Raw genomic sequence first — 22569 nt, 5'->3', positions numbered from 1 at the left:
TTTCGGCGGCCGTGCGACGGGGCGTCGGACGTCCCGTATCGACACTCTATCTATGGTGAAACTGGGGCGGCGGCGGCCGCGCGGCGCGTCGGGGCCGGCCGGCCGAGCGTGGCGCGGTTGGTGAAGAACTGGTCGATCGCCTTGGCCATGGAGCCGGTGACGTCGGCCCGCCACTCCGGCGATTGCAGCATCTCCAGGTCGCGCTTGCTGGAGAGGTAGCCGAGTTCCACGAGCACGCTCGGCACGTCGGGGGAGCGCAGCACCACGAAGCGCGCCTCGCGGTGGGGCTTGGCGCTCATCTTCATCACGGGGGCGAGCTGGCCCATCAGCGTGCGGGCGAAGCCCGACGAGAAGCCCCGCGTCTCGCGCAGGGTCAGCTCCTGCAGGATGTCGGCGATGTCCGGCGGCGCCTCGGCGGCGTCGACGCCCGCGGCGGAATCCGCCCGGTTCTCGCGCTCGGCGAGCTTGGCGGATTCGGCGTCCGTGGCCTTCTCGGAATTGGTGTAGATCGTGGCGCCGCTCACCTGGGGTGCCGCCGAGATCGAGTCCGCGTGGATCGACACGAACAGGTCGGCCCTGGCGTCGCGGGCGAGGCGCACCCGCTCGGCCAGCGGCACGAACACGTCGCGGTCGCGGGTCATCCGGACCCGGTAGCGGCCTCCCGCCTCCAGCTTCGCCACGAGGGCCTGGGCGAAGCCGAACACGATGTCCTTCTCGAACACGCCGCCCACCGCGATGGCGCCGGGATCGGTGCCGCCGTGGCCGGCATCGACCATGATCAGCGGCCGCTGGTCGGCGGGCTCCGGCGCAGCGGCGCGGGCCTGGGCGGGGGCGGGATCGGCGGTGGCGGCGGCCTTGCGGAACGCGTCGCGGTCGGCGCGCTGCAGCGGGATCGTGAGCAGCACCGCGCCGTCACGCGGCCGCGTCGCGGTCTCGATCTTCCCGACGATGGCGGGCGCGGTGAGGTCGATCACGATGCGGGACCGCCCGGGCGCGAACAGGCCGTAGCGGAAGCTCTGCACGAGGCCGTCGCGGCGGCTGCCGGTCCCTGAATCGAGCTGGAAGTTGACCTCGGGCAGGTCGATCACCGCCCGGTCGGGCCGCTCCATCACGAAGCCGCGGGCCTCGACGGCCCGGGACAGCGTCAGGGTGAGGCGCGTGGTGCCGGCCTGGCTCGCGACGTCGGCCCCGATGGCGACGGCCGGCTTCTCGCCGTTCTGCGCGGCAGCCGGCATCCCCGCCAGCGCCGGCAGGAGCGCGACGGCGAGGCGGAGCCATGCGGAACGGATCAGGCGCGCGCAGTTCGGCATCGGTCCGGTGTCGTCTCCCGTGCCCTCCGTTAAGGCATGGGACCGGCTTGGTTAACGGGTCGTTGCCGCCGCGGGTTCGATCGGCCCGGCCTTGTGGCCGGGATGCGACAAGTCCCGGCCGCCCGGGCGCCGCGCCTCAGCGGTACGCGACGACCCGGCTCGCCTGCCCGACCACCGTGACCCAGCAGGTCAGGGACGCGTCGGCGGCCCGCTGGACCTCGCCGACCTGCAGGCGGATGACGTCGGCCGGCGAGCGGGCGCCCGAGAGCGCCCGCAGATGCGCGACGGCCGCCTCGCCCTCGCCGCGCACGTAGCGGGCGATGATCGAGCCGATCTCGATGACGTCGAGGCGGTCGGGGGTGAAGCTGATTCGGTTCGCGGCCGCGGCGCGTCCCGGACCCGCGCCCGGCACCGGCGGGGGGGCGATGTCGATCACCGCCCCGGTTCCGGACTCGGCTTCGGACCGGGCTTCGAACTCGGCTTCGGACGTCGTCGCGGCGGCTGTGGCCACCGGGCCGGACGGGACGTCCACCGCGCCGTCGGGCGCGGTCTCGGCTTCGGACGCCCCGCCGGGTGCCGCGGCGGTCATGACCGCGTCCTCCGTCTCGGCGCCGGTCCGGACGGCCTCGGCGAAGTGGTCAGGCGATTGGTCAGGCGCCGGAGCGGGCGCTTGATCGGGTTCATCCGCCGCGATCGGGACGTTCGCGGCCGGGATCTCGGGGTTGGCCGACGCGTCCTGCAACGGCTGGGGCGTCCCGGCGGGACGGCTCCTCGGTCGACGCGGCTTTCCCATCGCGCGATCTCCTCCTGTCGGCGTCGGCCCGTCCCGACGGAGCGGCGGCCGGAGGTCGTGCGCGGCCGGCTCGCCGGCGGTGTCGGCGCCGGGCCCGTGACGCCCGGGCGTCAGAGCGGGGGATCCGGCGGGCCTGGACGGCCCTGCCGGATCCCGGTCTTCGTGCCCCGATCGCGGACCGGGGCGGCCGGCCTCAGCGGGCGGCGGCGTTCTGCGCCAGGGTGCCGTAATCCTTGGCCTGGGCCTGGAGCGCGGCGAACTGGCTGCGGACGAACTCGGACTGGAGCTCGAACGCCTCGCGGAGATCCTTCGTGCGCACCAGCTTCTGGGCGAAGTCGAAGGTCGCGTTGGCGTTGGCCTGGGCGTGATCGAACCCCTTCGCGACCGCGGCGCTGAGGGTCGACTGGAAGGTCTGGCCCGCGGCCTGGACCTGCTCGGCGGCCTTCACGGCGTTCGCCATCATGGTGCCGACGGCGGTCCGGGCCTGATCGACGCTCTTGTCGGCGAAGTCGCGCATCTCGGTCGGGATCTCGAAGTTCGGGGTCTGCATCGATGTCTCCAGCATCATCCTTGGAGCGGGACGCCGCATGCGTCCGCGTTGACGCCCCTCTATATGTTGCACTGCAACAAGAAGTCAAGTGCAGGTTCGGGGCGCGCTCACGGATCCGGATGCCCGATAAAGTTCCGATCCGATGATGTCACGAAGTCATCGGCACAGTGCCGCGGCCCGATAGCAGGTTGCGAGCAAGCTACACCATTGACTCAGTCGGCTAAGATTGCTGATCCCGGCGGAAACCCGATTGGCAAAAAACTATCTCCCTGTCCAGAGGGGCGCGAACGGATCGTGAATTCTTCTGGTATACCGAGCGAACCGGAGGAGTCAGGACTGTTGCTCCAGGGCGAGCCGGGGCGGATGCTGCATCGCACCGGCCGCCGATTCGGCTAGGCCGGCATAGAGCGCGCGGAGCGCCGCCGTGTGCGCCGCCAGACCCATCGGGGCCACCCGGAAGAGGCGGCGCGCCTCGGCCCCGAGGGCGGCCGCGAGGGCGTCGTCCCGGAGCGCAGCGAACGCCTCGGCGAGAGGCGCGATCTCCGGCGCGACCACGAAGCCGGTCCGGCCGTGCCGGACCTTCTCGGCGGCGCCGGAGCGGTCGGAAGCCACGACCGGGATGCCGGCCGCCAGCGCCTCGTAGACCGTGAGCGGCCCGGTCTCGTACCAGCGGGAGGGCGCGGCGAGCGCCCGGGCGCGGGCCCGGAGCGTCGCCCAGACCGCCTCGGGCCGCTGCCAGCCGATCACCTCGACGCCGTCCCGGGCGCGCAGCTCCGCCTCCAGGGGCCCGGCGCCGATGAACAGGGCCGGGAGCCCGGCGGCGCGGGCGGCGTCGGCCACGAGGTCGGCGCCCTTCTCCCGGGTGAGGCGCCCCACATAGGCGACGGCGTCGCCGCGGGCGGGCTCGGCCGCCGGCCCCTCCGGGAGCCGGACGGGGTTGTCGATCCGGTGATGCGTCAGGGCGTAGCCGCCGAGGAGGGCGCCGAGCCGCTGGCGGCTGGCGTCGCAGACATGGACGACGTGGAGCGGGCGGCGCCGGCTGGCCCGGCCGACGACCTGCCGCAGCGCCGCGGCGCGGGCGACGCGCACGGCCTTGTGCACCCGGCTGCGCGGGTCGCAACGCGCCGCCAGGCAGGCGGCCGACAGGGGCGTGAGCCCGCAGGGCTCGGCCCGGTCGAAACGGTAGTAGACGCCGTTCGGGCAGGCCAGGGCGTAGTCGTGCAGCGTGACGACCAGCGGCACCCCGGTCTCCGACAGGACCGGGACGATCGCCGGCGACAGGGTCCGGGTCCACTGGTGCAGGTGGATGCAGTCCGGCGACGCCGCGAGGCCGGCGAGGGCGGCGGCGAGCTGGCGGGCGGCGGCCGCGTGCCAGATCCCGGCGGCCGCGGCCCGCGCGGCGCCGAGCGACCAGATGTCGGGCAGGCCGAGGTCGATCCGGCGGATGCCGGCATGGTCGAGGAGCGGGTCGACGGGACCCGGGATCGCCTGGATGTAGGTGACGCCGAGGCCGGCCTCGGCGAGCCCGCGAGCCGATTCGAGCGCGACCTTCTCGGCGCCGCCGCTGGCGGCCGCGAACTCGGCCAGGATCACGACGTGCACGGTGAACCCTCCCGGGGATCGATCGCTCTCGCGCGCCGGGAGGATGGGGCAGACCGGTTTACGGGCGATCAACCGCGGCCGGATACAGCTGTCGGTCCCGGATCGCAGCGGCGGAAGTCCTGACGTGCACGTCGTCCTCGTCGCAGACCACGCCGCGATTAACGGCGGCCAGGCCAAGGTCGCCATCGAATCCGCCCTGGGGCTCGCCGCCCGGGGGGTCAGCGTCAGCCTGTTCGCCGCGGTCGGCCCGGTGGACCCGCGGCTCGAGCCGGCCGGCGTCCGGGTGGTCTGCCTGGACCAGGACGACGTCACCACGGCGCGCAGCAAGCTCGCCTTCGCGGCCCAGGCGATCTGGAATGGGCCGGCCTGCCGCGCCCTGGCGGCGGAACTCGCCGCCTGCGATCCCCGCGACACGCTGGTCCACGTCCACGCCTTCGCCAAGGCGCTGTCGCCGTCGATCGGCACCGCGCTCCGGGCGTCCGGCCTGCCCTGCCTCTACACGATGCACGAGTTCTTCCTCGTCTGCCCGACCGGCGGCTTCTACGCCTACCCGGCGCAGCGGATCTGCCACCGCACCCCGATGTCGCCCGCCTGCATCGTGGCGAACTGCGACGCGCGCAGCTACCCGCGCAAGGTGGCCCGGATGGTCCGCCACACCGGCCTCGCCCACGTGGCCCGGCTGCCGGAGCTGTTCGCCCACGTCATCACGATCAGCGACCTGCAGGAGAGCGTCGTGCGGCCGCTCCTGCCCCGCGGCACCGCCTTCCACCGGGTCGACAACCCCATCGCGGTGGCGCCGGCGCCGGTCCACGACGGGCCGCCGGGCGACTTCCTGTTCGTCGGGCGGATCTCCACCGAGAAGGGCGCGCCGATCTTCGCCGAGGCGGCCCGCCGGGCGGGCGTGCGGGCGGCCTTCGTGGGCGACGGCCCCGAGCGGGCCGACCTCGCCGCGCGCTATCCCGAGGCGGTGATGCTCGGCTGGCGCGACGCCGCGGCCGTGCAGGCGCTGATGCGGCGGGCACGGGCGCTGGTCTTCCCGAGCGTCTGGTACGAGGGCCAGCCGCTCACCGTTTACGAGGCGCTGGCCTGCGGCGCGCCGGTGATCGTGAGCGACGCCTGCGCGGGCCGCGAGGCCGTGGCCGACGGCGAGACCGGATTCTGGTTCCGCTCGGGCGACCCGGACGACCTCGCCGCGCACCTGCGCCGCCTGACCGACGACGGCCTCGCCGCCCGGATGGGCCGGGCCGCGCACGAGCGCTACTGGGCCGCGCCCCTGACCCTGGACACCCATCTCGACCGTCTCGAGGCCGTCTACGGGACGGTCCTGCGCGAGGCCGCGGCCCGCGTGCCGGCCCGCGGCTCGCTCGGGCGGCCGTTCGCGACCGCCTGAGGACGATTCCGGTGCGCACGTCCTCGCGAGCGCGGCGGAGCAATCCAGGGCAGCGGGTCGCCTCGGCACGCGGCGCGGTCCTGCGTCGCTCCGCTGCGCGCGCGATGACGGGGCGCACCGATCAGGCCCGAAAGATCGGAAACACCCGCCCTCCCTCGCGTTGATGCCCACCGGCACCCTTGCGTGCCTCCGTCACGGACGAGCGAGCGACATGGCCGAGACCCACAAGCCGAACGAGACCAAGCCGGGCTTCCAGCAGGGCAGCGCCAAGCCGGGCGACGCCAAGAACCCCGACAACAAGCAGGAGAAGCTGAACGAGCGCCTGGACGACGCCCTAGAGGAGACCTTCCCGTCGAGCGACCCGGTCTCGGTGAAGGTCACCAAGTAGGTCCCGCGCGGGCCGGGCGGATCAGGCCGCCCGGTCGTCCGGGACCGCCGCCCGCGCGCGGTCGATCAGGCGGCGGGCCTCGGCGCCCGGGACCGGGCGGCTGAACAGGAAGCCCTGCACCTCGTCGTAGCCCTCGGCGCGGAGCATCGCGAGCTGCTCGGCGGTCTCGACGCCCTCGGCGGTGGTGGCGATGCCGAGGCTGGTGCCCAGGCTCGCCACCGCGCGCACGATCGCCGTGCAGTGGGTGTTCTCGCCGACCTGGCTCACGAAGGAGCGGTCGAGCTTGATCTTGTCGAACGGGAAGCTGCGCAGGTAGCCGAGGCTGGAATAGCCGGTGCCGAAATCGTCCATCGCGATCCGGATGCCCATGGCCCGCAGCGCGTGCAGCGTCGCGAGGTTGGCGGCGCTGTCGGCGAGCAGGACCGATTCGGTGATCTCCAGCTCGAGGCGCCGCGGGTCGAGCCCCGCGGCGGCGAGCGCCCCGCGCACGGTCTCGACCAAGTCGCGGTTGCGGAACTGGATCGGGGAGAGGTTCACGGCGAGCCGGATCGCCTCCGGCCAGGTCGCCGCCTCGGCGAAGGCGGTCTGCATCACCCAGGCGCCGATCGGCACGATCAGGCCGGTCTCCTCGGCGAGCGGCACGAACTCGGCCGGCGAGACCGGGCCGTGCTCCGGGTGGTGCCAGCGCAGCAGCGCCTCGAAGGCGAGGATCCGACCGGCGCGGGCATCCATCAGCGGCTGGTAGACCAGCGAGAACTGGCCGCGGGCGAAAGCCTCGCGCAGCTCGTTCTCGCGCCGCCGCCGCGCCTGCACCCAGGCATCCATCTCCGGCTCGAAGCACCGGAAGGTGCCGCCGCCCTCGGCCTTCGCCCGGTAGAGGGCGAGGTCGGCGTTCTTCATCAGCGTCTCGGGATCGGTGCCGTCCCGGGGCAGACAGGCGACGCCGATGCTGGTGCCGATGTGGCAATCCTGGCCGTCCAGCCGGAAGGGGCGGCCGAGCTCGGCGATCACCCGCGCGACCAGCCCGTCGGCCAGCGCCGGGAGGTCCGGCCCGCGCACCAGGATGGCGAACTCGTCGCCGCCGAGCCGGGCCACGAGGTCGTCCTCGCGCAGGCAGCCGGCGATCCGCTCGGCCGCCTCGCGCAGCAGCGCGTCGCCGACCGGGTGGCCCAGCGTGTCGTTGACGATCTTGAACTTGTCGAGGTCGAGGCAGAGCAGCACCGCCGCCTCGCCGTCCCGGGCGTGGCGGGCGATCGCCTCGGCGAGGCGGTCCCGGAACAGCACGCGGTTCGGCAGCCCGGTGAGCGCGTCGTGATGGGCCATGTGGGCGATGCGGGCCTCGGCCCGGCGCCGCTCGGTCATGTCGATGGCGGCCTCGAGCACCGCCTGCCGCCCCTCGAACGGCATCGCCCGCTGGAACAGGGACACCTCGATCGCGGAGCCGTCGGCGCGGCGGTGGAGGGTGCCGGTGGGCGGCAGGCCGGGTGCCGGCGCCGCGTCGGCGGCCATGGCGAGATCGGCCGGCGCCCGCTCCAGGAACTGCTCGCGGCTGTAGCCGTAATGGGCGATGGCCGCGTCGTTGACCGCTAGGAACCGGTCGCGCGCGTCGGCCACGACCCACATCGGCACCGGGTTGTTCTCGAACAGGAGCCGGAACGAGGCCTCTCGGGCCTTGATGTCGCCGACATCCGTCATCGTGACCGAGACGAGATCGCCGACGCAGCCCGCCTCGACCTTGAGGTAGAGCGTGCCGCCGTCGGAGCGGGGACGGCTCAGCTCGAAGGCCGCCCGCCCGCCCCGCTCGACCATGGCGGCGAGCGTCGCGATCGTCCGCGCGGTGACGGCCCCCGGGAAGAGCTGGCCCACGCGCTGCCACTGCAGGGCGGCGGCGGGGCGTTCCAGCAGGCGCTCGGCCCCGCGGTTGAGGGCGACGATCTTGAAATCGACCGGCCGGCCGGCCGCGTCCCGGACCGTGCTGAGGGCCAGGATGCCCTGGTCGGTGGCGGTGAACATCGCCTGGACCAGCTCGGTCCGGACGCTCGCCCCGTCGAACCCGACCAGCACGAACGGCTCGCCCCAGCGGTTGTCCAGGGGCACGCCGACGAGGCGGGTCGACGTCACCACCCCGGCGGCGAGGCGATCGCACCGGGCGTAGGCGGGCTGGCCGGACGTGAGGGCGGCCGCGACCATCTCGTCGACGGGCTCGCGCAGCTCGATCGGGAGCGCGTCGACTGGGAGGGTCTCCGTCGGGATGATCTCGGCCGGGACGATCCCGGACAACGCGCCCTCCGCGCCTTCGGCACCCTGCGCGAGCCAGGCGCCGAAGACCTGGCCCGCCCAGAGGATCCGGGCGGCCCGCCCGTCGCGGGTCGTCACCAGGGCGGCCCGGTCGGCGAGGCGGCCGAGGCTCCCGAGCACGACGGCCTCGTAGGACGGGATCGGCGCCCCCGGCGTCCGGCAATCCTGCCAGTGCCGGAGGAGGTTCTTGCCCGTCTGTCCGTCATCGTGCTGCGCGCTCACCGAGCCGCCCCAGTTGTTCACCGGGCGCCAGGAAGCAGGGACTTCGTTTAAGCCGGGTTCATATGCCGACTTATAATCCCATGATACGTACTATTCCCCGGTTCTAGCCAGGATTTCAGGCAGACTCGAGCAGCCGGCGGGCGATCACCTGCGCCTGGATCTCCGCAGCGCCCTCGAAGATCGAGAGGATGCGCGCGTCGCACAGGATCCGGCTCACCGGGTACTCGAGCGCGAAGCCGTTGCCGCCGTGGATCTGGAGGGCGTTGTCGGCCGCCGCCCAGGCGACGCGGGCGCCGAGCAGCTTCGCCATCCCGGCCTCCAGGTCGCAGCGCTTGCCCTCGTCCTTCTCGCGGGCCGAGAAGTAGGTGAGCTGGCGGGCGATGTTGATCTCCACCGCCATCATGGCGAGCTTATCGGCCACCCGCGGGAAGTTCACCAGCGCCTTACCGAACTGGACCCGCTCCTCGGCGTAGCGCAGGCCGACGTCGAGGGCCGACTGGGCGACGCCGATGGCGCGGGCCGCGGTCTGGATGCGGGCCGACTCGAAGGTCTGCATCAGCTGGGCGAAGCCCTTGCCCTCGACCTCGCCGAGCAGGTTGCCGCCCGGCACCTCGAAGCCCTCGAAGGCGAGCTCGTACTCCTTCATGCCGCGGTAGCCGAGCACCTCGATCTCGCCGCCCGACAGGCCCTGGACCGGGAAGGGATCCTCATCCGTGCCGCGGGGCTTCTCGGCGATCAGCATGGAGAGGCCCTTGTGGCCCTTCTCCTCGGGCTTGGTGCGCACCAGCACCGTCATGATGTCGGCGCGGACCGGGTGGGTGATCCAGGTCTTGTTGCCGGTGATCTTCCAGACGTCGCCCTCCTTCACCGCGCGGGTGCGCAGGCTCGCGAGGTCGGAACCGGTGTTCGGCTCGGTGAAGACGGCGGTGGGCAGGATGTCGCCGGAGGCGATCTTCGGCAGGAAGCGCTGCTTCTGCTCCTCGGTGCCGCCGCACAGGATCAGCTCCGCGGCGATCTCCGAGCGGGTGCCCAGCGAGCCGACGCCGATATAGGCGCGGGACAGCTCCTCCGAGACCACGCACATGGCGGTCTTCGGCAGGCCCATGCCGCCGTACTCCTCGGGGATCGTCAGGCCGAAGACGCCGAGTTCGGCCATCTTCTGCACGATCTCCATCGGGATGTAGGCGTTCTTCAGGTGCCACTCGTGCGCCTGATCGACCACCTCGGCCTTGCCGAAGCGGCGCATCTCGGAGCGGATCGCCTCCATGTCCTCGTCGAGGCCCGAGGCGCCGACGGTCGCCGAGCCGCCGCCGTCGCGCATCAGCGCCACCAGGGCGGCGCGGTTCTCGGGGGTGTTGCCCTCGGCGATCAGGGTCTCGACCGCGTCCGTGCGGTACGGGGCCACCTCCTTGGCGGAGAGGCCGAGCGACCCGGTGACGCGGACCATCTCGCCCTGGCTCATCGGGATGCCGGAGAACAGCTGGTCGAGATACTCGCCGGCGCCGATCCGGACGAGGAGTGCCTCGGTCTCGCCGAACCGGCCCTCCCCTTGCAGGCGCTCGGCGTAGCCGCCGAGCTCGTTCACCGCCTCCGCGTAGGTCGCGAGCCACGCGAGCCCGTGGGCGGCGTGCTGCTGGCCCTCGAGCTTGGCCGCGTCGATCCGCCCGTCCGTCCCGAGGATCCGCGTGCGGACCCGGCGCGTGGCCTCGGCGGCCAGCGCCTTCGCGCTCTCACCGGCGGCCTTGGTGAGGGCCACGAGATCCTGCGGCTCGGTCTGGATGGCGGGGGATGCGGACATGGTTCTCTGCTCGCGTGGCGTCTTCTTGGATCGGGTCTTTTAACCTGCCGCGGTCCGGAGCCGAAGCAGATTTCGTTTGTCTCGCCTTGAACTGAAGTTGAATACCGGGGCTGGCGGGCCGGCGCGCAGCCCTGCGAAGTCAAGGCCTGACCGGCGCGGCGACGCGCGACGCTCCGGACACTGATGATCGTGCCTTCAGCCTACCGAAACCTGCTCGCCGGACGGCCCCGGCTCAGCGCCTCTGCTCGCACCGGGTCTTCAGGTAGGACCCGTCCTCGCCCTTGAAGCCGGCATTGGCCGCCAGGACCGGACCCTGGACGAGGCATTCCTGGAGCGTGTGGGCCGGGCCCGTCACCACGTCGATAGCGGTCTCGCGCGAGCAGTCCGGGGCCTGGACGGAGGCGGCGCAGATGAGGGCGACGACGATGATCTGGTTCATGGGGCCTCCCGTGCGGGCCCGGCTCACGAGACGGCGGGCGGCGTCTACCGAAAGATGGACCGCCCGACCTTGTTCCCTCGGTCCGGCCGCCCCGACGTGGCGCCGATGTCGCGCCGTCACACCAGCCCGGCGAGATCCGCACCGGCCTCGATCCGGTCGGGGGCGGGCACGCGGCCCTCGCCCAGCAGGTGGAGGAACGCCGTGAAGGCGGGGTTGCGGCCGATGCTGCAGGCGGCCACCGCGCGGTTGTCGCGGACGTAGTAGGCGATGAAGTCGAGCGCCGCCGGGTCGCCCTGCAGGATGATCCGCTCGAAATCCGGCGCGTAGCCGCCGTAATCCAGGCGCTTGTCGCCCTGGTTGCTCCAGAAGAACGGCGCCCCCGCGAAGGCGCCGGTGGCGCCGAGCATCGCCCGGGCGACGTGCGTGCCGTGCTGCTGCGCCAGCCGCCAGTGCTCGATCCGCGCCGTGACGCCGCTGCCGCGCTCCGGGAAGGCCGCGATGTCGCCCGCGACCCAGACGTTGTCGGCGAGCTTCAGGTCGGCGCCGACCGGGAGGCCGCCGGACTCGTCCGGCTCCACCCCGGCGACGATCCCGGTCTCCGGCGCGGCGCCGGCGCCGATCAGCACGAGGTCGGCCGGAAGCCGCGCGCCGTCCTCGGTCTCGACGGCCTCGACGGAGCCGGTGCCGGCGATCCGCGCGACCGTGCCGGTCACGAAGGTCACGCCGTTGCCGGCGTGGTAGCGCTTCAGCGCCGCACCCACGGCCTCGCCGAAGCGCTTGGCGAAGGGGACCTCCTCCCGGGACAGGACCGTCACCGACAGGCCGCGCTTGGTCAGGAAGGCCGCGGCCTCCAGGCCGATGAAGCCCGCGCCGATCACCACCACGCGCGTCGCCCGTTCCGCCGCGGCGCTGAGGCGCACCGCGTCGTCGAGGCTGCGCAGGGTCATGACGCCGTCGAGATCCCTTCCCTCGAAGTCCGGCACCACCGCGCGGCTGCCGGTGGCGATCAGCAGCGCGTCGCCGGTGAGTGTGCGCCCGTCCGCCAGCGCGACGCTGCGGCCGGCCGGGTCGATCCGCGTCGCCTCGGCCTCGACCCGCTCGACCCGGTGGGCGGCGGCGAAATCCGGCTCCAGCAGGGTCTTCTCGGCCGGGGTGGGCTTGGCCAGGAACTGCTTGGACAGCTTGGTCCGGTCGTAGGGCGGGTGGCCCTCGCGGCCGACCAGGGTGATCGCCCCCGCGAAGCCCTCGCGCCGGAGCGTGGTGACGCAGGCGGCGGCGGCCGCACCGGTGCCGACGATCAGGACATGCGCGACGGGCGTTTCCGCCCGCTTGGCCGGAGGGGGCTCAGGGCTGAGGGTCGCCACCGCCTCGCCGCCCTCGATCCGGACGGGATAGCGGGTCAGCGCCTCCAGCGCCGGCGGCTCCTCCAGGCTGCCGTCGGCGACCGCGAAGGCCGCCTTGTGCCAGGGGCAGTAGAGCCGGCCGCCGCAGATCTCGCCCTTGGCCAGCGGCGCGCCGAGATGCGGGCACTTCGCCTGGAAGGCGCGCACCCCGTCAGCGTCGCGCACGAACAGCACCGCGTCGTCGCCGGCCTTGCCCTCGGCCTTGCCGCCGAGGGGGATCGCGTCGAGGGCGAGGCGGATCTCGCGGGGCTTGTCCTGGTTCATCCTCGCCTCGCGCGCTGCCGGCCCGGGCCGATCCGGCCCGCGCGCACCAAACCGCGAGGGCGCGAAGGGTTTCCGCGCCTTCCGTCGCAGGGGTCGCGGCCTCGGCGGCGACCGCCCGCGGCCATCTCAGCCGCGGCTCGCCACCGCCACGCCGAGGGCGGCGAGCGCCATGCCGGCGCCCTGCACGGGGGTCAGCACCTCGCCGAACAGCAGGTAGCCGAGGACGGCCGCGACCGGCGGCACGAGGAAGAACAGGGCGGCGACGCCCGCCACCGCGCCCCGCCGGATCAGCACCAGCAGCAGCAGGATCCCGGCGACCGAGTTGACCAGGACCGCCCAGCCGAGGCCGAGCCACAGGGCGGGCGCCGGATCGAACGCGCCGCCGCCGAAGGCGAGCGCCAGCGGGATGGCACAGGCCATGCCGCCGACGAACTGGAGGGTCGCTCCGGCCAGGAGATCGACCTGGCCGCCGGTGCGCTTCTGCCAGAGCGTGCCGAGGGTCAGCGCCAGCACCCCCAGGAGGCTGACGGCCAGCGCCGCCGGCGGGATCCCGGACGGGTCCGTGGCGCCGAGCTTCGGGGCGAGCACGAGGCCGGTGCCGACGAAGCCCATGAGGATCCCGAGCGCCCGCCGGCCGCTGACGCGCTCGCCCAGCAGCGGCTGCGCCAGGAGCGCGGTGAGCAGCGGCTGGAGGCTGCCGACGAGCGCCGCGATGCCGGCCGGCAGCCCGTGGCTCACCGCCCAGAAGACGCCCGACAGGTAGACGCCCTGCATCAGGAAGCCCGCGACGACCGGGTCGCGCCACCCCGCCCGGTCCGCCGGCCAGCGCACCCGGGCGGCCGCGGCGATCAGGGCCAGCACCAGGGCGACGGCCGTGAAGCGGATTGCGGTGAAGGCCAGCGGATCGACGTGCGGCACGACCGCCCGGGCCGAGATGAAGCCCGTGGCCCAGATCGGGATGAACAGCGCCGGGAGAGCGCCGGACGCGAGCGTCGACGGGCGGGAGAGCGTAGGCATGGCCGCCGGACGGAGCATGCCGGCGCGCCCGGCGCAACGGTGATCTCGTCCGCGGGGCGCGACCGGCACCGGCGTGGCGCGGACGCGTCACCGGCCGCCGATCGGGACCGGAGCGCGCCGGCGGCGTTGACGCGCGGGTCCCGGCGCCGTTCATCGGCGGACCTCTCCCGGAGAGGGCCGCCCCGAGGATCGCGCGATCGAGGATCGTTGGACACCCGTGAAACCCCTCCGCAGCGGATTACAGGTCATGGGCGTCGCCGCGCAGCGCTTCGTCTCCCATGACGGCTGGGCGATCGCGAGCCACATCGCGCTCTCGAGCCTGACCTCGCTGTTCCCGTTCCTGATCCTGCTGGCGGCGCTCGCCGGCCTGTTCGGCACCCAGTCGCTCGCCGACGAGGCCGGGGTGCTGATCTTCGACGCGTGGCCGCGGGAGATCGCCAAGCCGATCGTCGGCGAGGTGCACCGGGTGCTCACCGAGCAGCGCAGCGGCGTGCTGACGCTCGGCGCGCTGTTCGCCCTGTACTTCTCCTCCTCGGGCGTCGAGAGCCTGCGGGTCGGGTTGAACCGGGCCTACGGCCTGCGCGAGAGCCGGCCCTGGTGGCTGACCCGCCTCGAATCGATCGGCTACGTGATCTGCGGCGCCTTCGCGATGCTGGCCTTCGCGCTGCTCGTGGTGCTGGGGCCGCTGATCTGGCGCAACGTCGTCCTGGTGGCGCCGGGCCTGGAACCCCTGAGCCTCACGGTGGCGATCGGGCGGATCGCTGTCACGGCCCTGCTGCTCGCCGTCGTGCTGGTCATCGCCCACAAGTTCGTCGCGGCCGGGCGGCGCTCGATCCTGTCGGTGCTGCCGGGGATCGGGGTGACCCTGCTCCTGTGGTTCTTCGCCGGCCTCGGCTTCGGCTACTACCTGGACCGGTTCTCCAACGCCTACGCGTCGACCTACGGGGGGCTGGCCACCGCGATGGTGTTCCTGGTCTTCCTCTACTGGCTCGCCGCCATGTTCCTATTCGGCGGCGAGATCAACGGCACGGTGATCGCCGCCCGCCGCACCCGCCTGCAGGCGAAGATGCTGGCGCGCCGGGCCGAGATGGAGGGCCGCCGGGCCGGGACGGGGTCCACGGGACCGGGCGCCTGACGCCTCTCGGCCCCCGCCTCGAGGCGGTGCGCCCGGCGGCGGCTCACGCCGCCAGCGCCAGCCCCTCGTCCTCCTCCGCCTGGGCCGCCATGAACTGCGCCCGGGCGAGTTCGGCGAAGCGGCCGCCCTCGGCCACCAGCTGGTCGAAGGTGCCGGCCTCGACGATCCGGCCCTCGTGGAACACCAGGATCCGGTCGGCGTCGCGGATCGTCGCGAGGCGGTGGGCGATCACGAAGGTGGTCCGCCCCTCCATCACGGTCTCCAGGGCGCCCTGGAGCTTGCGCTCGGTGGCGGCGTCCAGCGCCGAGGTCGCCTCGTCGAGGATCAGGATCGGCGGGTTCTTCAGGAGCGCCCGGGCGATCGAGAGCCGCTGGCGCTCGCCGCCCGAGAGCGACCGGCCGCGCTCGCCGATCACCGTGTCGAGCCCGTCGGCCTGACGCGCCATGAAGGCGCTGGCCTGGGCGCGCTCCAGCGCGTCGAGCATCTCGGCGTCGGTGGCGTCGGGGCAGCCGACCTGCAGGTTCTCGCGGATCGAGCGGGCGAACAGCATCGGCTCCTGGAACACCACGCCGATGTTGTGGCGCAGCGAGGCGAGGCCGACGTCGCGGATGTCCATGCCGTCGATCCGGATCGCGCCGGAGGCCGGGTCGAAGCTGCGGTGCAGGAGGCCGAGCGTCGTCGACTTGCCCGAGCCGGTGGTCCCGACCAGCGCGATCGTCTCGCCGGGCTTGGCGGTGAACGAGACCCCGTCGAGCGCCTGGCGCCTTCCGTCGTACGAGAAGGCGACGTCCTCGAAGGTGACCGCGCCCTCGAAGCGGGCGACCTGCCGGGCGTGCGGCCGGTCGGCCACCGCCGGGACGGTGTCGTAGATCTCGAAGAACTCGGCGATCTTCGGCGCCTGCTGGAACAGGCCGTTGACGAAGCCGACCACGTGGTCGAGCCGGGCCACGAAGGCGGTGGCGAGGCTCATGAAGGCCACGACCTCGCCCACCGTGGTCGTGCCGGCCTGGTAGAGCCAGATGCCGGTGACGAAGATCGCCGTCATGGTGATGGTCGCCGAGGCGCGGGTCGCCACGTTGGCGAGCGCCCACCAGGACAGGACCGGGATCTGCGCGGCGAGCAGGTTGGTGATGATGCCGCGCATCGCCTCCTTCTCGGCCTTGGCGCGGGTGAAGGACTGGATCACCGCGACGTTGCCGAGGGCGTCGGAGGCGTGGGCGGCCAGCCCCGAGTTGAACGCCTCGACCTGACCCTGGAGCGTCTCGGTCCGGCGCATCACGAAGGTGGTGAGCGCCGTGAAGGCCAGCACCAGCACCACCAGGATCGAGCCGAGCTGCCAGTTGATGAACAGGGTCATCGGCAGGAGCACGCCGAGCGAGACCAGGGCGACGAGGTGATCGCGGAAGAAGCCGAGCCACAGCCACGCCATGCCGTTCGTGCCCTCCAGCATCGCCTTCAGGACGCGGCCGGAATGGTTGGCCGAGTGGAAGGCGAGCGGCAGGTCGAGGACGTGCTCGAAGTAGCTCGCCATCGACGACAGGCGGTTGCGGTGCGCCAGCCGGTCGGCGTGGAGCGCGATGAACACGCCCGCCGCGATGGTGAAGAAGCCGAACGCCACCCAGGCGGCGAGCAGGGGCAGCATCGTGCCCATGGCGTCGCCGCCGCGCTTGAGATGGGTCAGCTGGTCGATGATCCGGCCCATCAGCAGGGGCTCGGCGAAGGCCGCGATCGCCAGGACCACGTTGGTGACGGCCAAGCCTATCGCCAGCCGCCGCTCCGCCTTCAGAAATCCCAGGACCCGCCCGTACAGACGAACCATCGTACCGCTCCGCCACCCCTGGCGCGGCCCGTGTGACCCGGGTCTCACGCCTTCACCGAGGAGGTCCGCGCGGCCGGCATGCGTGCCGGATCCGAGTCAAACCCCTCGTACGAAACGGGTATGCCAGCGCCTGCCTGAACGGGCGATGACGGGCCGATACAGGTTCGAAACAGTCGCCTTTACGGTTGCTTCAGCAAAGTTTCCCGAAGCTTAGCCCGGACCCGCCGCGTCCCGGACGCGCGGGCGGTGCCCGACGGCTCGGCGGCGTCGAGGCGGCGTTCGCGCCGTTCATGATCGACGGCGGCCGGCTGTCCGGACGACCGATTCGCCTCCCGCCGGCGAGGCCCCCTCCATGCCGGCCGACCGGCGGGGTGCCGCTACTTCGCGGTGAGGAGGGCCCAGTAGACCTTGTACTTCGAGCCCGGGGCGTAGGCGGTGGCGATCCCCATCCGGGTCGCCCCGGGCGCCAGCATGGTGGCGTCGTGGGGCGGGCTCTCGCGCCAGCCCGAGAAGGCCTCGGCCAGGGTGTGGTAGCCCGCCGAGAGGTTGGCGTTGACGCTCGCGTAGCCGAGCCGCTCGACGGCGGCCTTGACGGTCTGGGCCCGGCTCGGCCGGTCGGCGAGCGCCATGGCGGCCGCCTCGGCCTCGGCGAGGCGCTGCAGTTCGGGATCGACCGTCAGCGGCGGCGCGCCGCGGTTGCGACGGTAGGACGAGATCATGTCGCGGGCCGCCTCGACGTCGATATGCGCGCTGTTGCTGGCGAGCGGCAGGTAGATGCTCGGCAGCCCGGCGCTGCTCGGCGGCTGGGCGGCGCAGCCGCCGAGCAGCGCCGCCGCCAGCGCGGCCGGACCGACCATCCGGGCCCCGGTCCTGATCCGGGCGAGCCCGCGCCCCGCATGTCGACCGTCCCGATCGCGTCTCGTCACGTTTCACCCATCCCTGCGACGGCCCCACCGCCCAGCCGCCATATAGGGGCTGCCGCTCGGCCGCACATCGGACGGTTAGGGCTTCCTCAAAGGCCCTCCGTCTAAAATTGCACACCGATGACGGCCGCGCGTTCCCTGACCCCGGTGGATCCACCCCGCGACCGACCCGTCGGCGGGTGCGCGGACCCGTCGGCAGCGTCTGAGGCGGCGTCGGAGGCCGCGGCCGCGCGCGCCCTCCAGCGGACGATCCTTCGCCAGCAGGCCGGCCTGCTGGCGCGGCAGGAGCGTGCCCTGGCGGCCGCCGGGATGGGCCTCTGGTCCTGCCGCCTGCGCGACGGCGCCCTCGACTGGTCCGGGGGCGTCCACGACCTGTTCGGCGTCCCCCGGGGCGCGGCGCTGCACCGGCCCCGGATCCTGGACCTCTACGAGCCGACCTCGCGGCGCCTGCTGGAGGCGCTCCGGCACCGGGCGATCGCCGGGAGCGGCGCCTTCGTGCTCGACGCCGAGATCCAGGCCGGGGGCCGGCGGCGCTGGATCCGGATCCGCGCCGCGGTCGAGGCCGAGAACGGGCGCCCCGCCCGCCTGTTCGGAACCAAGCAGGACGTCACCGAGGAGATCGCCCGGCTGGCCGAGCTGAGCCGGCGCGCCGAGCGCGACCCGCTCACCGGGCTGGCGAACCGCCGCGGATTCGAGGCGCGGTTCGAGGCCGGGACGGACGGCGCCGGTCCGGATCCCCTCGCCGCCCTGCTGCTGATCGACCTCGACGGGTTCAAGCCGGTCAACGACGTCCACGGCCACGCGGCCGGCGACCTGTGCCTCCGGCGCTCGGCCGCGCGGCTCGCCGCCGTCTGCCGGGACGCGGCCCTCGTGGCCCGCATCGGCGGCGGCGAGTTCGCCGTGCTTCTGCGGGCGCCCGTCGACCCGCTCGCGCTGGTGGAGCGCGGCCGGCGCGTCGTCGCCGCCCTGAGCCGGCCGATCCCGTATCGCGGCCGGGAGTTGCGGATCGGCGCCTCCGTGGGGATCGCGGTGGGAGACGCCGCGGGGATGTCCAGCGGGCGCGGGGGCCGCGCCCGGCTGTTCGACCGGGCGGACGCGGCGCTCTACGCCGCCAAGGACGCGGGCGGGAACGCCGTCCGGATCGTCCTCGGCGGCGGCCGGTCAGGCACCGGCGCTGCGCAGCCCGCGGTCGCGCTGGGGGCGGGCTGATTCGCCGCCCTCGGGAACCGCGGCCGGCTGGATGAAGCGGCTGGCGATCTCGCCCATGGCGCTCTGCATCGTGTCGAGGCCCTGCACGGTGACGATGCTGGAGCCGGGCCCGAGCGGCGGGATGAAGCCCGCCTCCGAGAGGGTCGCGAACACCGAGAAGTTCAGGTCGGTCACCACCTTCTGGCCGAGGCTCACGTCGACGATCCAGACGAGCAGCTCGAATTCCAGGAACGGGTCGCCGATCTTCTTGAACACCACCCGGGGCGGGGGCTCCTTCAGGACGTCGGAATGGCCCTGCGCGCAGGCCGTGATCATCTCGGCGGCGCGCACCGGGTCCTGGTTGCGCAGGACGCTGACCGTGATGCTGACGCGCCCGGTCCGGTCGCCCCGCACCCGGTTCTTCACCACCCCGGAGATCAGGTTCGAGTTCGGCACGATCACGGCCGAGCGGTCGAAGGTCTGGATCTCGGTGGAGCGCACCGAGATCCGCTTCACGATGCCCTCGGAATCGCCGATCACCACTTGGTCGCCGACCCGGATCGGGCGCTCCCACAGGAGCAGCAGGCCGGAGACGAAGTTGTTGACGATCGACTGGAGGCCGAAACCGATACCGACCGACAGGGCGCCGGCCACGATGGTGAGCTTCTCCAGGCTCAGGCCGAGATACGAGAAGGCCAGCGCCAGCGCGATCAGGAAGCCGCAATAGCCCGCCACCGTGGTGATCGAGTTGCGCAGGCCCGCGTCGAGGTCGGTGGCCGGCAGGTAGGTGTTCTCCAGCCAGCGCTGCACCCCGCGGGTGATGAACACGCCGACCACCAGGATGCCGATCCCGAAGGCGATGCTGGAGAGCGAGATCGTGACGTCGCCGACCTTGAAGCCGAAGAAGGCCTGCCGGACCGACGAGACGATGTCGGTGGAGTCGAGCCCCCAGGGCGCCAGCACGAGGACCGCGGCCGCCAGGAACAGGATGAGCCGGGTCGCGCCGGTCGTCAGGACCGAGATCTGGTTGAGCGAGCGCTTGCGCAAGCCGGTATTGGCCTGGAGCGTGGTGGCGAGCCGCGTCTCGTCGCTGAGGGCGCGGCCGACGAAGATATCGACGCTCTGGACCAGCAGGTAGAGCAGCACGAGGACGGCCGCGTCCCAGATCAGCTGGTCGATCAGGAAGGCCGCGAAGGCCACGTAGCCCACCAGCGCGCCGAGCCCGATCAGCGCCACCGCGGCCCAGCCCAGGAGCCGCGCCGGCCCGCCGATGCCCGTCGTGGTCTTGGTCGGCACGTAGGGGCCGAAGCAGGCCTCCTCCTCCTGCTCGGTGTCGGCGAACCGGTGGAGGCCGACCGCGAGGATCAGCGCGGTGGCGACCGCCCCGATGCCCCGTGTGGCGATGGAGATCGGCAGGGCCGCCGAGATCCCGGAATTCAGGGCCTCGACGGACTTCACCACGGTGATCACCGTGGCGATGCCGACGGCGAGCCGGGTCAGGCGCGTGGCCGCCGCGTCGCTTACCGGGGCGGGCCGCCACGCCGGCTTCTCGGGGCTGAGCAGCCCGTCGCAGAGGGCCTCCACGAAGGCGATGAAGGCCAGCCCTCCGAGGATCGCGGCGGCGACCGGCAGGAGCCGGGACGGCAGCAGGTTGGTGGAATCGAGGGCGTAGTAGACCGCGTAGGATCCGGCCACCGCCGGCACCGTGCCGAGCAGGATCACCCGCCAGGCGGCGAGCATCACGGCGCGCCGCGACGGGTCGGTCTTGGTGGCATCCCGGCGGGCGCCCTTGGGGGCGATGTTGCGCCGGCCGAAATACAGCGCCACCGAGATCCCGAAGGCGAGCCCCAGGAACAGCAGGTTGGCGAGGTTGCCGTTGCGGGAAAACAGCAGCCCGATATCCGACACGGCGCTCTGCAGGGCGCGCGTGTCCCGGGGGACGTCGCCCATCACCTTGGTCCAGAGACCGGGGCCGACCAGCGGCTGGGAGCGCTGGAGCAGGTCGCGAGTGAACGATTCGCGGCGGCGATTCGAGACGCGGTCGACGATCTGGTCGCCCTGCACCACCAGGGAGCGGGCGAGGCGCTGGGTCTCGTCGATGCGGGTGACGGCGGCCTCGCGCTCGGCGCGCTCGGCGGCGACGTCGGCGCTCTCCTGGGTATCCTTGGGTTTCGGCCCGAGCTGGGCCAGGCGCTCGCGCGCGGCCTCCAGCGGCGCGTCGAGCCGGGTGACCAGGGTGCGGATCTCGTCGGTGACCGTCACGGCGCTGTCGCGGATGGCGGTGAGGTCGGCCACCGTCAGCTCCGTGTGGCCGAGCTGCTTCTCGCGGGCGTCGAGCTCGGTCTTGGCGGCGTCGAGCTTGGCCCGGACCTTCTTGAACTGCTCGGGAACCTCGGCCTTGGCGGCCGGCGGGGGCGCGGGCTTCGCTTCGGCGGGTTTCGCGTCGGGCGCCTTCGCGTCGGGCGCCTTGCCGTCCGCGGGCTTGGCGTCGGGCGCGGCCTTGGTGTCGGCGGACTTGTGATCGGCGGGCTTCTGATCGGAAGACTTGGCGGCGGGCGCCGGATCCTGGGCGAAGGCCGGCAGGGTCAGGGCCGCCGGGGTTGCGAACACCAGCGCGGCGAGCAGGGCGAGTGCGCGGGACGGGCGCGGCGCGCCCTCCGGCTTCCGGGTCCGCGCTGGGATACGATGCATGAGCAACCTCTCGTCGGGCGCGCGGCGGCCGGCCGGAGTCCGGCATCGGCGAATCGGCGGCGATCGGGGACCGGGCGGGCCTCCTGGCGGCCGGGCGCTCTGGGCGAGCAATAGGGCGAAACCGTGCCGCTGCCCACCCCGGGCCGGATCCCGCGCCGGGTCCCACCCCCGCGAGCCCGCTGTGGGTGCGTCCCCGGGGCTCATCCGGAAAAGCTTCACAAGGGTGTCACGCTGGGATTAGATGAACACCTGATGGACAGGGCCTTTTCGTTGCTACGCGAAAGGGCGCGGCCGGTGGCGATACCGGCCCGGCCCGGCCGCGTTCCGGATGCTACCGCATCGACCGGCGCCCCCGCGCGCCGGCCCGCCGCCCTGTTGTTCCCTCCGTCTCTCCCGTCGAGCCGTCGCTCCGCGCGCCGGCCCGTCCCGCATCGGCCCCGGGCCGGTTCGGACGGGCCGGCGGGGCGGCGGCATGGTCCCGCGCGTCCCATGCGCCAGAGCTAGTCCGAAGAGTCGCGCCGATGATGGATCTCCAAACCCTCGTCCTCAACGCGGATTATCGGCCGCTCTCGTACAATCCGCTCTCCCTCTGGTCGTGGAAGGACGCCTTCACTGCCCTGTTCCTCGACCGCGTCACCCTGGTGGCGAGCTACGACGTCGAGGCGCGCTCGCCCTCGCGCGCCCTGCGGGTGCCGAGCGTCGTGGCGCTGAAGAACTACGTGGCGCTGGCCCGCAGCCCGGCCTTCACCCGCTACAACATCTACCTGCGCGACGGTTTCAGCTGCCAGTATTGCGGCCTGCGGCTACCCTCGGGCGGCCTGACCTTCGACCACGTGGTGCCGCGCTCCCGGGGCGGCCTGTCGAGCTGGGAGAACGTCGTGGCGGCCTGCTCGCCCTGCAACCTGCGCAAGGCCAACCGCACGCCGGACGAGGCGGACATGCCGCTGATGACCGAGCCCCGGCGGCCGACGCGCTACGAGCTGCACCACCGGCAGCCCGAGTTCGACCACCGTCAGTACCATCACACCTGGCTCGACTACCTGTACTGGGACAGCGAGCTGGAGAGCTGAGGGCGGCGCGGAGGCCTCACCAGGCCGGCTCGCGGCGGGGCGGCTCGTTGTACATCGGGACGTTGTGGTTGCGCGGCAGGTAGCCCCGCACCAGGACGGGCGGGCGGACGGCGGGAACGGACGGCACCGGACTCCGGTATCGAACGCTGCGCGGCGGATGCGGGTCGCGCGGCCAATCCGCCGCGACGGCGGGGTCGAGGAGCGGGCCGGCACCGAGCAGCAGGACGGTGAGCCGGATGGTGCGTGCGTACTGCATGAACAGGCTCCCG

18 protein-coding genes are annotated in these 22569 nt (G+C 73.1%); 5 read left to right on the top strand and 13 right to left on the bottom strand.

Annotated elements, in window-relative coordinates:
• Positions 1–50: 50 nt before the first annotated feature.
• The 4 genes from ACLBYG_RS17055 to ACLBYG_RS17040 all read right to left on the bottom strand — a co-directional run bounded on the left by ACLBYG_RS17055 (position 51) and on the right by ACLBYG_RS17040 (position 4255).
• The gene (locus ACLBYG_RS17055; RefSeq protein ID WP_132368571.1) at positions 51–1310 is read right to left on the bottom strand and encodes an N-acetylmuramoyl-L-alanine amidase; all 1260 of its coding nucleotides are present in this window, start codon (positions 1308–1310) and stop codon (positions 51–53) included.
• A 136-nt stretch (positions 1311–1446) separates the two neighbouring features.
• Positions 1447–1899, bottom strand: coding sequence for a hypothetical protein (locus ACLBYG_RS17050; RefSeq protein WP_447682170.1), 453 nt, complete (start codon positions 1897–1899; stop codon positions 1447–1449).
• 397 nt (positions 1900–2296) lie between these two features.
• Positions 2297–2653, bottom strand: a complete 357-nt coding sequence (locus tag ACLBYG_RS17045) for a phasin (RefSeq protein ID WP_447682169.1) — start codon at positions 2651–2653, stop codon at positions 2297–2299.
• A 330-nt stretch (positions 2654–2983) separates the two neighbouring features.
• Positions 2984–4255, bottom strand: a complete 1272-nt coding sequence (locus ACLBYG_RS17040) for a glycosyltransferase (protein ID WP_447682168.1) — start codon at positions 4253–4255, stop codon at positions 2984–2986.
• A 124-nt stretch (positions 4256–4379) separates the two neighbouring features.
• Here ACLBYG_RS17040 and ACLBYG_RS17035 point away from each other — a divergent pair, with 124 nt between their 5' ends.
• On the top strand, positions 4380–5645 hold the full coding sequence (locus ACLBYG_RS17035; RefSeq protein WP_447682167.1) for a glycosyltransferase family 4 protein: 1266 nt from the start codon (positions 4380–4382) through the stop codon (positions 5643–5645).
• Between the two features lie 211 nt (positions 5646–5856).
• Positions 5857–6033, top strand: a complete 177-nt coding sequence (locus ACLBYG_RS17030) for a hypothetical protein (RefSeq protein ID WP_165923182.1) — start codon at positions 5857–5859, stop codon at positions 6031–6033.
• A gap of 21 nt (positions 6034–6054) precedes the next feature.
• Here ACLBYG_RS17030 and ACLBYG_RS17025 read toward each other — a convergent pair whose 3' ends face one another.
• From ACLBYG_RS17025 to ACLBYG_RS17005, 5 genes are all read right to left on the bottom strand, one after another.
• Positions 6055–8574: a putative bifunctional diguanylate cyclase/phosphodiesterase gene (locus tag ACLBYG_RS17025; protein ID WP_447682166.1), complete on the bottom strand. Its 2520-nt coding sequence runs from the start codon at positions 8572–8574 to the stop codon at positions 6055–6057.
• 94 nt (positions 8575–8668) lie between these two features.
• Positions 8669–10351 carry an acyl-CoA dehydrogenase family protein gene (locus ACLBYG_RS17020; protein ID WP_100252510.1) on the bottom strand — a complete coding sequence of 561 codons (1683 nt, stop codon included), beginning with the start codon at positions 10349–10351 and terminating at the stop codon, positions 8669–8671.
• A 232-nt stretch (positions 10352–10583) separates the two neighbouring features.
• Positions 10584–10790: a hypothetical protein gene (locus ACLBYG_RS17015; protein ID WP_012321270.1), complete on the bottom strand. Its 207-nt coding sequence runs from the start codon at positions 10788–10790 to the stop codon at positions 10584–10586.
• 116 nt (positions 10791–10906) lie between these two features.
• Positions 10907–12457 (bottom strand): FAD-dependent oxidoreductase, encoded by a 1551-nt coding sequence (locus ACLBYG_RS17010; protein WP_447682165.1) that lies wholly within the window; start codon positions 12455–12457, stop codon positions 10907–10909.
• Positions 12458–12583: 126 nt separating this feature from the next.
• Positions 12584–13492, bottom strand: a complete 909-nt coding sequence (locus ACLBYG_RS17005) for a DMT family transporter (protein WP_100252508.1) — start codon at positions 13490–13492, stop codon at positions 12584–12586.
• Positions 13493–13721: 229 nt separating this feature from the next.
• Between ACLBYG_RS17005 and ACLBYG_RS17000 the strand changes: the two genes are divergently transcribed.
• Positions 13722–14609, top strand: coding sequence for a YihY/virulence factor BrkB family protein (locus tag ACLBYG_RS17000; protein ID WP_447682198.1), 888 nt, complete (start codon positions 13722–13724; stop codon positions 14607–14609).
• A gap of 43 nt (positions 14610–14652) precedes the next feature.
• On the opposite strand, the gene ACLBYG_RS16995 is transcribed toward ACLBYG_RS17000, so the two are convergent.
• On the bottom strand, positions 14653–16428 hold the full coding sequence (locus tag ACLBYG_RS16995) for a glucan ABC transporter ATP-binding protein/ permease (RefSeq protein ID WP_056533707.1): 1776 nt from the start codon (positions 16426–16428) through the stop codon (positions 14653–14655).
• A 377-nt stretch (positions 16429–16805) separates the two neighbouring features.
• Positions 16806–17285: a CAP domain-containing protein gene (locus ACLBYG_RS16990; protein WP_020094001.1), complete on the bottom strand. Its 480-nt coding sequence runs from the start codon at positions 17283–17285 to the stop codon at positions 16806–16808.
• Between the two features lie 186 nt (positions 17286–17471).
• On the opposite strand from ACLBYG_RS16990, the gene ACLBYG_RS16985 reads away from it, so the two are divergent.
• The gene (locus ACLBYG_RS16985) at positions 17472–18560 is read left to right on the top strand and encodes a GGDEF domain-containing protein (protein ID WP_447682164.1); all 1089 of its coding nucleotides are present in this window, start codon (positions 17472–17474) and stop codon (positions 18558–18560) included.
• Here ACLBYG_RS16985 and ACLBYG_RS16980 read toward each other — a convergent pair.
• A complete protein-coding gene (locus tag ACLBYG_RS16980) occupies positions 18513–21230 on the bottom strand; it encodes a DUF3772 domain-containing protein (protein WP_447682163.1) in 2718 nt (905 codons plus the stop codon). The genes ACLBYG_RS16985 and ACLBYG_RS16980 overlap by 48 nt on opposite strands.
• Before the next feature lie 521 nt (positions 21231–21751).
• On the opposite strand from ACLBYG_RS16980, the gene ACLBYG_RS16975 reads away from it, so the two are divergent.
• The gene (locus ACLBYG_RS16975) at positions 21752–22300 is read left to right on the top strand and encodes an HNH endonuclease (RefSeq protein WP_020094004.1); all 549 of its coding nucleotides are present in this window, start codon (positions 21752–21754) and stop codon (positions 22298–22300) included.
• 16 nt (positions 22301–22316) lie between these two features.
• Here the strand turns inward: ACLBYG_RS16975 and ACLBYG_RS16970 are convergent, their stop codons facing one another.
• On the bottom strand, positions 22317–22556 hold the full coding sequence (locus ACLBYG_RS16970; RefSeq protein WP_447682162.1) for a hypothetical protein: 240 nt from the start codon (positions 22554–22556) through the stop codon (positions 22317–22319).
• Between the last annotated feature and the right edge of the window lie 13 nt (positions 22557–22569).

The sequence above is a fragment of the Methylobacterium sp. D53M genome, assembly GCF_053345625.1.
This window is presented reverse-complemented; position numbering and strand designations above follow the sequence as displayed.

What these genes read in the sequence shown, in the direction of transcription:
- ACLBYG_RS17055 (WP_132368571.1), bottom strand. Translation starts at nt 1,310, where the DNA reads ATGCCGAACTGCGCGCGCCTGATCCGTTCCGCATGGCTCCGCCTCGCC.
- ACLBYG_RS17050 (WP_447682170.1), bottom strand. Translation starts at nt 1,899, where the DNA reads ATGACCGCCGCGGCACCCGGCGGGGCGTCCGAAGCCGAGACCGCGCCC.
- ACLBYG_RS17045 (WP_447682169.1), bottom strand. Translation starts at nt 2,653, where the DNA reads ATGCAGACCCCGAACTTCGAGATCCCGACCGAGATGCGCGACTTCGCC.
- ACLBYG_RS17030 (WP_165923182.1), top strand. Translation starts at nt 5,857, where the DNA reads ATGGCCGAGACCCACAAGCCGAACGAGACCAAGCCGGGCTTCCAGCAG.
- ACLBYG_RS17020 (WP_100252510.1), bottom strand. Translation starts at nt 10,351, where the DNA reads ATGTCCGCATCCCCCGCCATCCAGACCGAGCCGCAGGATCTCGTGGCC.
- ACLBYG_RS17015 (WP_012321270.1), bottom strand. Translation starts at nt 10,790, where the DNA reads ATGAACCAGATCATCGTCGTCGCCCTCATCTGCGCCGCCTCCGTCCAG.
- ACLBYG_RS17010 (WP_447682165.1), bottom strand. Translation starts at nt 12,457, where the DNA reads ATGAACCAGGACAAGCCCCGCGAGATCCGCCTCGCCCTCGACGCGATC.
- ACLBYG_RS17005 (WP_100252508.1), bottom strand. Translation starts at nt 13,492, where the DNA reads ATGCTCCGTCCGGCGGCCATGCCTACGCTCTCCCGCCCGTCGACGCTC.
- ACLBYG_RS17000 (WP_447682198.1), top strand. Translation starts at nt 13,722, where the DNA reads ATGGGCGTCGCCGCGCAGCGCTTCGTCTCCCATGACGGCTGGGCGATC.
- ACLBYG_RS16995 (WP_056533707.1), bottom strand. Translation starts at nt 16,428, where the DNA reads ATGGTTCGTCTGTACGGGCGGGTCCTGGGATTTCTGAAGGCGGAGCGG.
- ACLBYG_RS16990 (WP_020094001.1), bottom strand. Translation starts at nt 17,285, where the DNA reads ATGGTCGGTCCGGCCGCGCTGGCGGCGGCGCTGCTCGGCGGCTGCGCC.
- ACLBYG_RS16985 (WP_447682164.1), top strand. Translation starts at nt 17,472, where the DNA reads ATGACGGCCGCGCGTTCCCTGACCCCGGTGGATCCACCCCGCGACCGA.
- ACLBYG_RS16980 (WP_447682163.1), bottom strand. Translation starts at nt 21,230, where the DNA reads ATGCATCGTATCCCAGCGCGGACCCGGAAGCCGGAGGGCGCGCCGCGC.
- ACLBYG_RS16975 (WP_020094004.1), top strand. Translation starts at nt 21,752, where the DNA reads ATGATGGATCTCCAAACCCTCGTCCTCAACGCGGATTATCGGCCGCTC.
- ACLBYG_RS16970 (WP_447682162.1), bottom strand. Translation starts at nt 22,556, where the DNA reads ATGCAGTACGCACGCACCATCCGGCTCACCGTCCTGCTGCTCGGTGCC.